Below are 15089 nucleotides of genomic sequence, written 5' to 3'. Positions count from 1 at the left end.
TTCGCAGATCTTGATCCAGAAGCTCGTATCATGAAAGAAGAAATCTTTGGCCCAGTTGTTGGATTTACAAAGGCGAAAGATTTCGATCATGCGATTGAAATTGCGAACAACACAGAATATGGTCTAACAGGAGCGGTTATCACTAATAACCGTAAGAATATCGAAAAAGCACGTGAAGATTTCCATGTTGGAAACCTATACTTCAACCGTGGATGTACTGGTGCAATCGTTGGCTACCAGCCATTTGGCGGCTTCAATATGTCAGGAACAGATTCAAAAGCAGGCGGCCCTGACTACATCCAGCTTCACATGCAAGCAAAAACAACTTCTGAAATGTTCTAATAATAAACAAATAGATGAAAGAGTGATTTGCCTTAGGCAAATCACTCTTTTTTTGTTCAATGCGCCTATCAAACTTCAGGTCACTTCTCTATGATAAGACAACATCGGTTCGCTCACGCTCACCGTGTCCTTTACCTCAGTCATTAAATGGCGAGGCGACTGTTTAGACCCGACAAGAGTAAGATGGACTGTGGAGTGGTGTATTTTGCAACAGAGCAGTACAGCTTATGATCTCGAGGGGCTAGGAGCCGCCACATCTAGATTGCAGAGCCACTCTGCGTTTTCATGGCGATGATCAAGGAGCATATGCTTTTATTTTTATCGAAGAATGTCGAATGAAATTTCTGATAATTTTCAAATTAGTGGTTCCTAAAAAAACGATATTGTTATAGAATAAATATCATAGTTTGGTAACTGTATTATAACAACAAAGATATTCATTCCTTAAATGAACCCATAGCTAGTTACTCAATCAAAAAATCTATCGTAATTTTTAAAGGAGGAACTTATTTATGACAGATGCAAGAGTGCAGCAATTACAAGAAAGCTGGGAAATGGATAAGCGGTGGAGTGGAATTGAAAGACCATATACGGCAGAAGAGGTAATTAAATTACGAGGGTCGATTGACATTGAATATACACTTGCACGCAGGGGAGCAGAGAAGCTTTGGAATCTTGTAAATAAAGAGGATTTTGTTCCGGCATTAGGTGCACTAACAGGAAACCAAGCTGTGCAGCAAGTGAAAGCAGGATTGAAGGCAATTTATTTAAGTGGTTGGCAAGTAGCGGCAGATGCGAACCTGTCTGGCCATATGTATCCGGATCAAAGTCTATATCCTGCAAACAGTGTGCCTAGCGTGGTTAAAAGAATTAACCAGGCGCTGCAGCGTGCAGATCAAATTCATCATATGGAAGGCGATCAATCAATTGACTGGTTTGCTCCAATTGTCGCTGATGCGGAGGCGGGATTTGGCGGACAGTTGAATGTATTTGAATTGATGAAAGGAATGATTGAAGCGGGTGCAGGTGGCGTGCACTTTGAAGACCAGCTTTCCTCAGAGAAAAAATGCGGCCATCTTGGCGGAAAAGTATTGCTGCCTACCCAGACGGCAGTGAAAAACCTTATCGCTGCTAGATTGGCAGCAGATGTTATGGGGGTGCCAACTCTAATTGTTGCCCGAACAGATGCCAATGCAGCGGACTTAATTACGAGTGATGTAGATTCATATGATACACCATTTATTACTGGCGACCGTACCCCAGAAGGATTTTTCCGGACGAAGGCTGGCTTAGAACAAGCGATTGCTAGAGGATTAGCGTATGCGCCATATGCCGACCTTGTATGGTGTGAAACTTCTGAACCTGATTTAGAGGAAGCAAGACAGTTTGCTGAAGCCATTCATGAGAAGTTTCCGGGAAAACTATTAGCCTATAATTGCTCCCCATCCTTCAACTGGAGAAGTAAGCTTGATGAAGAAACCATTGGTAAATTCCAAGTGGAGCTTGGTAAAATGGGCTATAAATTTCAATTCGTTACGTTAGCTGGCTTCCATGCGTTAAACCATAGCATGTTTGAATTAGCACGCGGATACAAGGATTATGGGATGGCGGCTTACTCAGAATTGCAGCAGGCTGAATTTTCAAGTGAGGAGTACGGCTATACGGCGACAAGACACCAAAGGGAGGTGGGAACAGGCTACTTTGATCAAGTTTCTATGACAATTACTGGTGGAACTTCTTCAACAACAGCTCTTAAAGGGTCTACTGAAGAAGAGCAATTTACTGCTGCGAAGCAAGAGGTGTAATCCCCTTTTGGAAACATCATGTGGAAACTATGGAGGATTCAGAGCCTTCAACATGAATTGTTCCATTCTATCGTGATTTTAACCTTGTTCTCCTATTTTGCCCCTCTCTTCACTTGAAGAGAGGATTTTTTTGTATAAAAAGGTAATGATTATACTAGCACAACTGTTAAAATGAATACATACATAGTAATAGCCCTTCTTTTCCTTAAATAAATGGGAGGTATGTGACTTTGTCAAAAAATGTAGATGATTATATTCAGCAGGGAATCTATGGGGAAAAACAAACGAAGCCAGATGAACGAAGGAAATTTCTTGGAACTCTGCGAGAACGGATTGTTATTGTGCTAACTCAGTCTCAAGTTAGAGAATCGGGAATGTATATACAGGTAGAGGAAGCATTGAAGGAAAATCAAAAGGCACATCTGTACCTGAATGGAAATATGAGCTATGGCGAGTTTTCTAAGTATATAAAAGCTGCGGGTGATTATAAAGTAGAATATACAATCGTAACAAATAAAGATCATAATTCGGAAATTGGACTTGTCCTTGCTTACGACTATGCGATTGATAAAGAAGAAATCTATGTTCAAAAGGGAACCGGAAAACCACAGCAGGTAAAAGGTAAAGAAAAGAAAGGTGTCTTTACGATTTTTTCAAATGTATTTAAACGAAGGAGTCGATAAAGGCTCCTTTCGTTTTTATTTGCAAAATAAAGGTGAAAATGTGCAAATAATAAGGGGGAATTGCAAATTAAATGCCAAAACGAGTTAAAACCATGTTAATTTAAAGAGAAAAATGCAGTTGGCGGTGAATAATATGAATCCAGTCAATTTGAGACCGAAGCAAAGGTCAAAAAGCAGAATTCGTGTGGGGACATGGTTTTATACGATTAAGAGATATATCGAATGGATAACCGATGGGAAAAAATATGCAAAGCAGAAAACGGAGGAACTACTTCCGTATTTGATAGCAGAGCACCAAACGATTCTTTTTCGGAAACTAAAGGGTGTTGAGATGTCTCTGCAGCGCAATAAAATTACTAATTTACAAACAGCAGTCCCACGAGTGAATAAGATTATCATTCACCCAGGTGAGACGTTCTCTTATTGGCAGCTCATAGGAAAACCAACTTATAATAAAGGTTATACAGACGGGATGGTTCTTTATTATGGAAAGTTTAAAACGGGTGTTGGGGGAGGACTTTGTCAGCTTTCCAATTTGATTTATTGGATGACCTTGCATAGTCCGCTTACTGTCATTGAAAGACATCGCCATAGCTATGATGTTTTTCCAGATTCAAACCGTACACAGCCATTTGGGAGCGGTGCCACTTGTGCTTATAATTATCTTGATCTGCAAATAAAAAATGAAACGAACATTCCATATCAAATACATCTTCAACTAACAGGTACACATCTTGTCGGGGAATGGCGGGCAAGTGAACCTGCATTGTATACATATGAGGTATATGAAAAACGTCATGAAATCACACCAGCCTATTGGGGCGGCTATCTGCGCCACAACGAGATTTACAGAAGGAAATTTAATAGGCAAAAGCAGTTGATCTGTGATGAATTTGTGACCGAAAATCATGCCGTTATGATGTATGAGCCTCTCTTGGAGAGTAAAGGAAATATAATTTTATAAAATGCGATGGCTAAAGTGCAGTATCCAGTAAGGACTGCTTTTTTTTATATCTCGAGTATTAACTGCGTAGTGTCTGCAAATCATGTTAAAATAGGCAGAAGGATCGGATATTATGTCAAATCAGGTAGTGGTTTAACGTATGAAAGTTTGATATGATAAATCATATTGTGTGAAGAAAAGAACATATTTGGAGGTGGCTTACATGTCTAGAATTTCTCCTGATCAGGTTAAGCATGTGGCAAACTTGGCGAGACTGGCAATTACGGAAGAAGAGACAGAAAAATTTACAAATCAATTGGATGCGATTATATCTTTTGCTGAACAGCTGAATGAAATAAATACGGATGGTGTTGAACCGACATCGCATGTCTTAGATATGAAAAATGTGATGAGAGAAGATATCCCACAAGAGGGATTGCCACAGTCTGAAGTGCTGAAAAATGCACCAGAACATCAAGACGGTCAAGTGAAAGTGCCGTCTATTATGGAATAAGGGGGGAAAGGTTTTGAGTTTATTTGATCATAAAGTATCTGAGCTTCATGAGAAATTACATAAAAAAGAATTGAAAGTTACCGATCTAGTCGATGAATCATACAAGCGCATTAGCGAAGTGGAGGAAAAGGTACAAGCCTTTTTGACTTTAGATGAGGAAAAAGCACGTGAAACGGCAAAACAAATGGATGAAAAGCTAGGAACGGATGAATCAAAAGGGCTTCTGTTTGGAATGCCTATCGGTGTTAAGGACAATATTGTTACAAAGGGATTGCGCACTACTTGTGCAAGCAAAATATTAGAAAATTTTGATCCAATCTATGATGCGACAGTTGTTAATAAATTGAACCAAGCAGAGACGGTTACGATCGGGAAATTAAATATGGATGAATTTGCGATGGGCTCATCGAATGAAAATTCAGCTTACAAGAAGACAAGAAATCCGTGGAGTATAGATCGAGTTCCTGGAGGCTCTTCTGGTGGTTCAGCTGCCTCTGTAGCTGCTGGAGAAGTATTATTCTCTTTAGGATCTGATACAGGCGGTTCGATTAGACAGCCAGCTTCATTCTGTGGTGTTGTTGGTATGAAGCCAACATATGGCCGTGTTTCCCGTTTTGGACTTGTTGCATTTGCTTCATCACTCGACCAAATTGGTCCGATTACGAGAACGGTTGAAGATAATGCATATTTATTGCAAGCAATTTCCGGATTGGATCCGATGGACTCAACTTCTGCAAATGTAGCTGTACCAAGATTTGTTGAATCATTAACAGGTGATATTAGAGGCTTAAAAATTGCTGTGCCGAAGGAATATTTAGGTGAAGGCGTCCAAGAAGAAGTGCGTCAATCAGTATTAGATGCTTTAAAGGTGCTGGAGAATCTTGGTGCAACATGGGAAGAAGTATCACTGCCACATTCTAAATATGCACTTGCTGCCTATTATTTATTATCTTCATCAGAAGCATCCGCAAACCTTGCAAGATTTGACGGTGTGCGCTATGGATACCGGACAGAAAATGCGGAGAGCTTAATTGATTTATATAAAAAGACCCGTGCAGAAGGATTCGGTGAAGAGGTTAAACGCCGGATTATGCTTGGAACATTTGCATTGAGCTCCGGTTATTATGATGCCTATTACAAAAAAGCACAAAAGGTTCGCACATTAATTAAAAATGACTTTGAAGAAGTATTTAAGAAGTATGATGTAATCGTTGGACCAACAACACCTACACCTGCTTTTAAACTGGATGAAAATACAAAAGACCCGCTAACAATGTATGCGAATGACATTTTAACGATTCCAGTGAACCTTGCTGGTGTGCCAGGAATATCTGTTCCATGTGGATTTATAAACGAATTGCCGCTGGGACTCCAAATCATCGGCAAGCACTTTGATGAAAGTACGGTTTATCGTGTAGCACATGCTTTTGAGCAGGCAACAGAATTTCATAAACAAAAGCCGGGATTGTAAGGGGGGGAAAGACATGAAATTTGAAACGGTTATTGGACTAGAGGTCCATGTTGAATTAAAAACAGATTCGAAGATTTTCTCAGCGAGCCCAAACCATTTTGGAGCGGAACCAAACACAAATACGACAGTTATTGATCTTGGCTATCCAGGTGTTCTTCCAGTTCTGAATAAGAAGGTCGTGGAATTCGGTATGAAGGCAGCAATGGCACTTAACTGTGAGATTGCTCCGATTACGAAATTTGATCGAAAGAACTATTTTTACCCTGATAATCCAAAGGCATATCAGATTTCCCAGTTTGACAAGCCAATTGGTGAGCATGGATGGATAGAGATTGAAGTGGACGGGTATAAAAAGAAAATCGGCATTACCCGTATCCATTTAGAAGAGGATGCTGGAAAACTGACACATGGCAACGGCTATTCATTAGTCGATTATAATCGTCAAGGAACACCGCTGATTGAAATTGTTTCAGAACCAGATATTCGTACACCAAACGAAGCGTATGCCTATCTTGAAAAGTTAAAGTCAATCATACAATATACTGGTGTATCAGATTGTAAAATGGAAGAAGGCTCATTGCGCTGTGATGCCAATATCTCTCTTCGTCCGGTTGGGCAAGAAAGGTTTGGAACGAAAACAGAGCTGAAAAACTTAAACTCCTTTAACTTTGTCCGTAAAGGTCTGGAGTATGAAGAGAAACGCCAAGAGGAAATTTTACTTGCTGGAGGCGTGATCGGGCAAGAAACACTTAGATATGATGAAGCAACAAACACGACGATTCTGATGCGTGTGAAAGAAGGATCGGATGACTATCGTTATTTCCCTGAACCAGATCTTTTAGATGTTCAAATTGATGAGGATTGGAAGGCACGAATTCGTGCCGAGATTCCTGAGCTTCCTGATGAGCGGAAAAAACGTTATGTCGAAGAGCTTGGCCTTCCTGCTTATGATGCAGCTGTTTTGACCGTAACAAAGGAAATGGCTGACTTTTTTGAAGCGACTGTCCGTGCTGGTGCAGAAGCAAAACAAGCATCCAACTGGATCATGGGTGAAGTATCAGCCTATTTGAAAGCAGAGCAAAAGGAATTGGATGAAACAGCTTTAACTCCTGAAGGACTTGCAGGAATGATCAAGCTCATTGAGAACGGAACCATCTCTTCAAAGATTGCGAAAAAGGTTTTTAAAGAATTGATTGAGAATGGCGGAAGTGCTGAGCAAATTGTTAAGGATAAGGGTCTTGTACAAATTTCAGATGAAGGTGCCCTCTTAAAAATTGTTACCGAAGTATTAGATAACAATCCAAAAATTATTGAGGATTATAAAAATGGAAAAGAAAAGGCAGCTGGCTCCCTTGTTGGTCAAATTATGAAAGCAACAAAAGGGCAAGCTAACCCGCCATTAGTGAATAAAATATTATTAGAGGAAATTAAGAAGAGATAATGCAAAAAAGAGCTGGTGGATATTTCCACCAGCTCTTTTTCGACAATTTTCTCTCATATTTCCCAGGAAAGGATAGCAATCTACAAAATTACACTTTATTAACTAATAGGAGGGTAGTGAAAATGTAGAATAATAAAGTTATAATAATGGAAAGAAAAAAATGTAAAAGTTCCTGTATTTTTCCTTTATATAATTTGTCTTAATAATTTATTTGAACAATAGGTGATCACAGTGAGTATTTTGAAAATTAATGATTTAGAAAAACATGAGGAGCATTCATTAGTTTTTCCGGCTTTTAGTTTAGAAGTATCGGAACATGAGGTAATTGCTATTCATTCGAGCACCAATGTGCGGGCGATATTAGTAAAATTATTCTTAGGGGAGCTTCCTGTTTCAAATGGAGAACTGAGCATAAATGGGCATGAAATTATGAAGTCAAAAAAGGCTTACTTTAATCAAGTGGGCATGTTTCTTTTGGATAATGGAATATATGAAAGATTGAGTGTAAAGGATCATTTTGCCTTTTTCAAAAAATTATATAGCTCGGAGATTTCTATGGATGATGCCTTGCGTATGACCCAGCTTGAGCCTAAAAGAAATATTCGTGTTAGCAAGCTAACAGCTTCCGAAAAAAGACGAGTTCATTTTGGTCGCTTGCTTTTTCAGGATCCAGCCCTGTTTATATTTGAAGAACCTGACCAAAATACTGATTTGGAAACAAAACGAGTATTTTTAAAGCTTGTAAGAAAACTGAGTGAAAGAGGCAAAGGCGTGCTTGTACTAACCGGAAACATGGAGAGTGCACTTTCAGTGACAGATAAGGTCTGCCGCTTAGACGAAACGGGTTTGCATGTACTGGATGTCGTTTCTGACGAAGAGACAACAGATGCATTACCAAAAGAAGAGCATAAATCTGAGGATCAAATAATTGAAGAGGAAATAATTATCCAGCCTGTTCGCTTTGAAAAGATTCCTACAAAGGTGAATGATAAAATCGTATTATTTGATCCGCCAGAAATAGATTACATAGAAAGCAATGAAGGGCAATCCAATATTTATATTAAAGGAGAAATGTATCCAAGTGTATTTACAATGACCGAACTTGAGAACCGCCTGCATCCATATGGGTTCTTTAGATGTCATCGTTCTTACATTGTGAATTTGCAAAAAGTTCGTGAGGTAGTCACTTGGACAAGAAATAGCTTTACTTTAGTATTAGGTGATGCGAAAAAGTCATCTATCCCGTTATCAAAGACGAAAATGGCAGAATTAAAGGGCATGTTAGGTCTCAAATAATGCTTCATTCCATGTGAGTAATACTCCATTCAGTCTGTTATATGCTCTTTTCATCCAAATAATAATGCATGGCAAAGATTTGTTTCATAAGATTAGATCATACGAAAGCGGAGGTGCCTTACAGTGCTGAAGCATACATGATAATTTACAAATCAAATTTGCCAGGAGGATGAAAATGGAGAACATTATAGAAGTAACTGGACTAGCGAAAATGTTTGCCAACCAAACAGCATTAAAGGATGTTTCATTTAAAGTAAGAAAGGGAGAGACATTTGGATTTTTAGGTCCAAGCGGATCTGGTAAAACAACGACGATAAAAATCTTAACCGCACAATTAGCCCAAACAGATGGAGATGCATACGTATTCGGTGTGCCAGCTTCAAAGCTAAAGGAAGCTCGTTATCGCAAAAAAATAGGCGTGCTGACAGATAATAGCGGACTTTATACACGACTTACCATTTATGATAATTTAAAGCTTTACTGTGATCTCTATGAAGTTCCACACACTCGAATAGATGAAGTTCTTGATATGGTGAATTTAAGGGATGCCAAGAAAAAAGTTGTTTCCAAGCTATCAAAAGGGATGCTGCAGCGTGTGACATTAGCAAGAGCATTCTTACACAAGCCTGAATTGCTGTTCTTGGATGAACCAACATCTGCACTTGATCCAGTCAATACAAAGCACATATATAAAGGATTGGAGAATTTAAAAGAGCAAGGAACAACGATATTTTTAACGACACATGATATGAATGAAGCAGAAACACTTTGTGATCGTGTGGCCTTTTTAAATGAAGGAACAATCCAGCTGCTTGATTCACCGAAAGCACTAAGGCAGAAATTTGCCGATCATACATTAACAGTCGAGCTAGCCGATGGCAGCAAGGAAATTATTGATCGCGGTCCAGAAGGTGCACAAGCAATGTACAATTATATGTCGGAAAATAAAGTGGTTTCAATCTATTCTAACGAGCCTACACTTGGTGATATTTTTGTAGAAGTAACAGGGAGGAAATTATCATGATATTTTCAGTTAAACGTACGATGGCAATCTTTCAAAAGGATTATAAAGATATTTTGAAAAATTATTTTGTAAGCTCATCTGTTTTAATGCCGCTAGTATTAGCTGCTCTTTATGGAAGGATGGGTGTTGAAACGGTTAATGAACATTATCTCATTTTTAATATGACTTTTTGTTTAGTTGCAGCTTATGTGCAGTGCTCGCTTATTGCGGAAGAAAAAGAGAAAAATACATTACGCGGATTGATGCTTTCACCTGCAAGTACACTAGAAATCCTTGGAGGTAAAAGTCTATTAAGCTTTATTGGTACCATTCTAGTCATCGTGATTTCTGCATTTTTAACAGAGTATAAGCCAGAAAACATTCTTGTTATTTCTATAGCTATTGTACTTTCCACTGTGTTTTATATTGGTCTTGGCACGGTGCTTGGACTAATGACAAAATCGGTGATGGAGGCATCCGTGGTTATATTGCCATTCATTGGGATCTTCTCTTTTGGATCAATGTTAACCTACTTTGCAGATAAGTTCCCAATTCTTAAGGCTGCTGAGTATATGCCAAATTCACAGCTAATTAACTTAGCAAATCAAGTTCAAACTGGTGCTGGTTTACTAGATGTTTGGTTTAACTTTGCAATTATTCTTGCATGGGTAGCAGTGATATACGTAATTGTAGTTATTGTTTATCGAAAACGGATGATGGATTAATACATCTATGCTACCAGCAGAATATCGGTCAACATCCTTTCACTGCACTGGTTATTACTTCATACATAAAGTCTTGCTCAAGTAAATCGACCGTACTTTATGTGGCTGATGGATCTTCCATCGGCCTTTTATCATTTTTCCTTTTACAAAATATCCTTTTATTTCCCAGGAAAGGACATCTTGTTTCGACAAAATCTGTCATGTCCATCTGAGATCGATGCTTCGCAATAAGAAATAGTATATGTAATAATAAGGAATAAATACAAAAATGAAATGGAGTGTTATATATGAACCTTAATCAATGGTTTGAAAAGGGCTTAACAGCTGAACAATATATTGCTGGAATGAGTGTAAATAAAGCTGCTATGAATCAAATTCTTGAACAATTTTCTTTATCATCTGAAGAAAGAGAAAGGTTAGCACCACTAAAGGGAAAAGGCTTAAAGGTCATTGCCTTATCAGAGGACTGGTGTGGAGATGCGCTTTTAAATAACCCGATTCTGCTGAAAATTGCAGATGAAATTGATATGGACGTGAAATTTTTGTTAAGAGATCAAAATCTAGAATTAATGGATCAATATTTAACAAATGGAACATCACGTGCGATTCCCATCTATATTTTTATTAATAAGGACGGAGAAGAACAGGCTGTATGGGGACCGAGAGCGAAGCATCTTCAGGACCTTGTTGATCAAGAACGGAGCAAGCTCCCTGCACAGGATGATCCTGATTTCACAGACAAACAAAAGGCTATGTACAAAAATCTAGTAAAATCTTATCAGGTTGAAGACAAGTTATGGCATGCAGTAGCAAATAGTATTTGTGATAAATTAATCGGTTAAATCATTGTGAGGTGCAAGTTCAGTGGTCTCGAAGCGAAATGAACTGACGGAGATGCTAAATATTCCTTATCCTATTTTTCAAGCACCGATGGCAGGAGGAATCACGACACCTGAATTAATAAGTGAAACATCAAACTGCGGGGGTCTGGGGAATCTTGGCGCAGGGTATATGAGCTCTGATGAGATCAAGGAAGCGATCAAACAGATTAGAAAGTTAACAGATAAACCCTTTGGAGTGAATTTATTTATTCCAAATGAGAGGGAAGATCCTATTGATAAAAAAGAATTAACAGCAATGACAGACCTTTTAAATCAATATGGGAAAGAATTAGGAGTCGAAGTTCCGAACGGCAACCAATTGAAGAACTACAAAACCTTATATGAAAATCAAATAGAGGAAGTTCTTAGGGCAAGGGTGCCAGTTGCCAGCTTTACCTTTGGAATACCAAATAAAGAGGTCATGACAGAGCTTAAGAAGAACAGAACAGTTATTGTGGGGACAGCTACAAATGTAAAGGAAGCAAGGGAGCTTGAAGAGAGCGGTGTGGACATTATTGTGGCTCAAGGGAGTGAAGCTGGGGGCCATCGTGGAACCTTTCAGGAGGAAGATAGCGGATTGATTGGTTCAATGGCTCTCATTCCTCAAGTAGCTGATGCTGTTCACACACCTGTCGTTGCAGCAGGCGGCATTATGGATGCAAGAGGATATGCTGCAGCAATTGCTTTAGGCGCAAAGGGAGTCCAGCTCGGAACAGCTTTTTTAACATGTAAGGAGAGTGGAGCTGCAGAGATATATAAGCAAACACTCTTGAATAGCACGGAAGAACAAACAACCTTTACAAAGGCATTTTCAGGGAAACTTGCTCGAGGAATTGGCAATCGATTTATTCATGAGATGGCTGATCAAAGGAGTATGCCGTTTCCACTTCAAAATGATCTGACAGCCTCTATCAGAAAGAAAGCTGCCATGCTGAAACAGCCAGAATTCATGTCTTTATGGGCTGGGCAAGGTGTGAGAATGGTTAAGGAAACGACAGTCAAACAATTGATGGAGGAACTTCTGGCAGAAAGATGAAAAAGGAGCAGCCATTTTGGCTACTCCTCATTTTTGTGTATTATTTTTCAGCCAATACTTTCGTAAGAACTGGCACGATTTGTTTCTTACGGGATACAACGCCTCTTAAAAGGGCACTGTTGTTTTCAAGTGTTACATTATAAGCTTCTTCTACTGCTTTTGTTTCGCTGCCAATAGCGATAACAACTGAATCACTGTTAAGGATGTCTGTTAGAACAAAAAGGAATAAATCTAGTCCCTTCTTATTTACTGCATCTGAAAGAATCGATTCAAGTTCATCTTTACGACTTAATACATCATTTAAATCAATTGCATTTACTTGAGCAATCTCCGTTTTGAAGCTGCCCATTTGGAATTCTTTTGCATCAAGAGAAATGAGCTCTTCAAGTGTCTTGTCGCTAAGGTCAGCACCTGCTTTTAGCATAGCTAACCCGTAATCCTCTGCATTCACACCAGCGATTTCAGCTAGTTCACGAGCAGCTGCCACGTCTTCTTCCGTACAAGTTGGTGATTTGAATAAAAGGGAATCAGAGATGATAGCAGAAAGCATTAATCCAGCTGTCTCTTTACTAATTTCCACTCCATTTTCTTTATACATTTTTTTCAAAATGGTAGCTGTACATCCAACTGGTTCTGCACGGTAATATAATGGATCGCTTGTCTCGAAGTTTGCGATGCGATGGTGGTCAATTACTTCAAGAATCTTCACATCACGGATGTCATCCGCACTTTGCTGGAATTCATTATGATCCACAAGGATAACTTCACTAACCTCATTAGAAACGGCCTCAACGAAACGAGGTGCCTCTTTTTTGAAGTAATCTAAAGCATAGTTTGTTTCTCCATTTATTTGTCCTAAGCGAATTGGCTCTGCGTCAACGCCTAGTTTCGTTTTTAATTCTGCATAAGCAATAGCTGAACAGATGGAATCTGTGTCAGGGTTTTTATGACCGAATACAAATACTTTTGACATAATCCGTCTCCTTGATTAAATAGAATAGGGCAAAAAAGCCTGTAGTTATTTTACCATATATACAGGATTAGAAAAAATCAACTTTATTTATTTCTTCTTAAAAAAACTTAATGGGCTTGAAAACCTTCACTTAGATTTGTTGTTTAATAAACAAAAGGTCAGTAAAGGAGAGTATATGTTGAAAAGACGTTTTTTGCATAGGGAAGATTGGAGTAGAATTATTAAAAGAACCTACAAAGAAAAAGAAATCAATAATAATAATTTTGTGGGTTATATTTCACTTATTCAAATGCATGAGGTATCTAAGCCACTTATAACTAAACATTTAGAACAAGAGATTTGTATTGTTGACAATAATTATTCCTGGTTACAACAATTGCCGTTGAATGAACATTATGCAATTACAACCATGTTTAATGGGGCTGAAGAAATTATTCAATGGTATATTGATATCACGAATGAAAATGGTGTAGAAAATAATATGCCTTATATGGATGATTTATTTTTAGATCTAATTGTATTTCCTACAGGAGAAGTGATTCAAAAAGATATAGACGAATTAGAAGAGGCACTTAACAATAAATGGATTACACAACAACAATATGATCTTGCTTACAAGGCTGTTAATAAAGTATTAGAAGAAATTCAGGAAGGGAGATTTAAATATTTTTCTATGAGTTCTATACACCGAAAATGCCTTTTATAAGATGCAGATTATTAATTATTTGTTATTCTTTAATGAAACTTTAAAACCACCTAATAGATTAGGTTGTAGGTGGTTTCAGATTTTGAGAACTAGGCTTTTTTCAAAAGGAGTGTTTTTTTATCAACTGTATGATGAAAACTATTTTCAAAAATACTTAGTTGATTGGAGCGTAAGGTGCGAGACTCCTGTGGGAGTAGTGGGACAGGTGAGACCCCGCAGGAGCGCCAGCGACGAGGAGGCTCACCGCCCACCCCACGGAAAGCGAGCACCTGGAGCGAAAATTAACCTCTACGAATAATAGTTTTTAAATATCATCATTGTTTGCAAAAAAGGTAAAATAAAACAAATTTATTAAGCCTGCCTTAAAAAGGCTAGTTCAGTATGCCGACTGATACTACTTTTTATCAATAAAATAAAGGGGAAGCACAAGCGGTTGGAGAAAGAAGAGATAATTAGTTAAGGAGGAGAAGAAATGGGAAGCATCGCTGTTATTTCAGATATTCATGGAAACTTAACTGCATTAGAAGCAGTATTAGAAAATATTAAAAATCGGGGAATACATACTATCTTTTGTTTAGGTGATTTGATTGGAAAGGGTCCGAATTCACAACGGTCAGTAGAGCGGATTCGTGAAGTTTGTGAAGTAGTAATATTGGGGAATTGGGATGACTTTATTCAAAAGCCAGTTGAGTTTGAAGAGGTTAAGTGGCATCAGGATCAGTTAAGTGAGGATTCCCTCGCCTATTTAGGAACACTGCCCTTTCACTATGATTTTTATATGAGCGGCAAATATGTTCGACTCTATCATGCCTCTGCAAAAAGTATTTATCACCGGGTCGTTCCGATGAGGGATTCGTATGAGGAAAAACTAGCTATGTTTGAAAATACAGAGTGGATCGCCGGAAATGAAGAAGGGAAAGTCCCTGATGTCGTTGGGTATGGGGACATTCATGCTGCGTTAATTGAACCTGTTCATCCATATAAAACATTATTCAATTGTGGAAGTGTCGGGAACTCTCTTGATATCCCGCAAGCAACATATGCCATCCTGCATGGGGAATATTTATCAGCCGACCCAGCTCCCTTTTCAATTGAAATTGTTCGTGTCCCTTATGATGTCGAAAAGGAATTAGCGATAGCAGAAGAAATGGGTTTACCGAATTGGGAAGCCTATGCATTTGAGCTGCGCGAAGCCAAATACCGTGGGGCATATAAGTCCAAGAAATAAGAAAACCCGAGTATTGGCTGTCCAATATTCGGGAACATAAGC

The 15089-nt window shown here is 38.6% G+C and carries 15 protein-coding genes; 14 read left to right on the top strand and 1 reads right to left on the bottom strand.

From position 1 onward, the window contains the following. The 12 genes from ASU02_RS20250 to ASU02_RS20195 form a co-directional block, all read left to right on the top strand. Positions 1-342 (top strand): aldehyde dehydrogenase family protein (locus tag ASU02_RS20250; protein ID WP_157684549.1); only part of this gene is annotated, 342 nt, incomplete at its 5' end. Between the two features lie 512 nt (positions 343-854). Further along, a complete protein-coding gene (gene aceA / locus ASU02_RS20245; protein ID WP_057767026.1) occupies positions 855-2147 on the top strand; it encodes an isocitrate lyase in 1293 nt (430 codons plus the stop codon). Positions 2148-2377: 230 nt separating this feature from the next. Next, on the top strand, positions 2378-2830 hold the full coding sequence (locus ASU02_RS20240; RefSeq protein ID WP_057767024.1) for a YueI family protein: 453 nt from the start codon (positions 2378-2380) through the stop codon (positions 2828-2830). A gap of 133 nt (positions 2831-2963) precedes the next feature. Continuing rightward, positions 2964-3794: a VanW family protein gene (locus ASU02_RS20235; RefSeq protein ID WP_057767022.1), complete on the top strand. Its 831-nt coding sequence runs from the start codon at positions 2964-2966 to the stop codon at positions 3792-3794. A 202-nt stretch (positions 3795-3996) separates the two neighbouring features. After that, positions 3997-4287: an Asp-tRNA(Asn)/Glu-tRNA(Gln) amidotransferase subunit GatC gene (gene gatC / locus ASU02_RS20230; protein ID WP_057767020.1), complete on the top strand. Its 291-nt coding sequence runs from the start codon at positions 3997-3999 to the stop codon at positions 4285-4287. 13 nt (positions 4288-4300) lie between these two features. Then, complete coding sequence (gene gatA, locus ASU02_RS20225; RefSeq protein WP_057767018.1) at positions 4301-5758, top strand: Asp-tRNA(Asn)/Glu-tRNA(Gln) amidotransferase subunit GatA; 1458 nt, start codon at positions 4301-4303, stop codon at positions 5756-5758. A gap of 13 nt (positions 5759-5771) precedes the next feature. Continuing rightward, a complete protein-coding gene (gene gatB, locus ASU02_RS20220; RefSeq protein ID WP_057767016.1) occupies positions 5772-7199 on the top strand; it encodes an Asp-tRNA(Asn)/Glu-tRNA(Gln) amidotransferase subunit GatB in 1428 nt (475 codons plus the stop codon). Positions 7200-7430: 231 nt separating this feature from the next. After that, positions 7431-8495, top strand: coding sequence for a LytTR family transcriptional regulator DNA-binding domain-containing protein (locus tag ASU02_RS20215; protein WP_057767014.1), 1065 nt, complete (start codon positions 7431-7433; stop codon positions 8493-8495). A 175-nt stretch (positions 8496-8670) separates the two neighbouring features. After that, a complete protein-coding gene (locus ASU02_RS20210; protein ID WP_057767012.1) occupies positions 8671-9519 on the top strand; it encodes an ABC transporter ATP-binding protein in 849 nt (282 codons plus the stop codon). Further along, a complete protein-coding gene (locus ASU02_RS20205; RefSeq protein WP_057767010.1) occupies positions 9516-10223 on the top strand; it encodes an ABC transporter permease in 708 nt (235 codons plus the stop codon). Before ASU02_RS20210 ends, ASU02_RS20205 begins: the two co-directional genes overlap by 4 nt. Before the next feature lie 287 nt (positions 10224-10510). Next, positions 10511-11065, top strand: coding sequence for a thioredoxin family protein (locus ASU02_RS20200; RefSeq protein ID WP_057767008.1), 555 nt, complete (start codon positions 10511-10513; stop codon positions 11063-11065). A 22-nt stretch (positions 11066-11087) separates the two neighbouring features. Then, positions 11088-12140 (top strand): NAD(P)H-dependent flavin oxidoreductase, encoded by a 1053-nt coding sequence (locus ASU02_RS20195; protein WP_095396749.1) that lies wholly within the window; start codon positions 11088-11090, stop codon positions 12138-12140. Between the two features lie 40 nt (positions 12141-12180). Here the strand turns inward: ASU02_RS20195 and ASU02_RS20190 are convergent, their stop codons facing one another. After that, positions 12181-13113, bottom strand: a complete 933-nt coding sequence (locus ASU02_RS20190) for a manganese-dependent inorganic pyrophosphatase (protein ID WP_057767007.1) — start codon at positions 13111-13113, stop codon at positions 12181-12183. A gap of 175 nt (positions 13114-13288) precedes the next feature. Here ASU02_RS20190 and ASU02_RS20185 point away from each other — a divergent pair, with 175 nt between their 5' ends. Both ASU02_RS20185 and ASU02_RS20175 read left to right on the top strand, forming a co-directional pair. Then, positions 13289-13819 carry a DUF402 domain-containing protein gene (locus ASU02_RS20185; RefSeq protein WP_082631874.1) on the top strand — a complete coding sequence of 177 codons (531 nt, stop codon included), beginning with the start codon at positions 13289-13291 and terminating at the stop codon, positions 13817-13819. A 472-nt stretch (positions 13820-14291) separates the two neighbouring features. Continuing rightward, entirely contained in the window at positions 14292-15047 is a 756-nt protein-coding gene (locus tag ASU02_RS20175) for a metallophosphoesterase family protein (protein ID WP_057767001.1), read from the top strand. Positions 15048-15089: the final 42 nt, after the last annotated feature.

This window comes from Cytobacillus praedii (assembly GCF_001439605.1).
Taxonomy (GTDB): Bacteria; Bacillota; Bacilli; order Bacillales; family Cytobacillaceae; genus Cytobacillus; species Cytobacillus praedii.
This window is presented reverse-complemented; position numbering and strand designations above follow the sequence as displayed.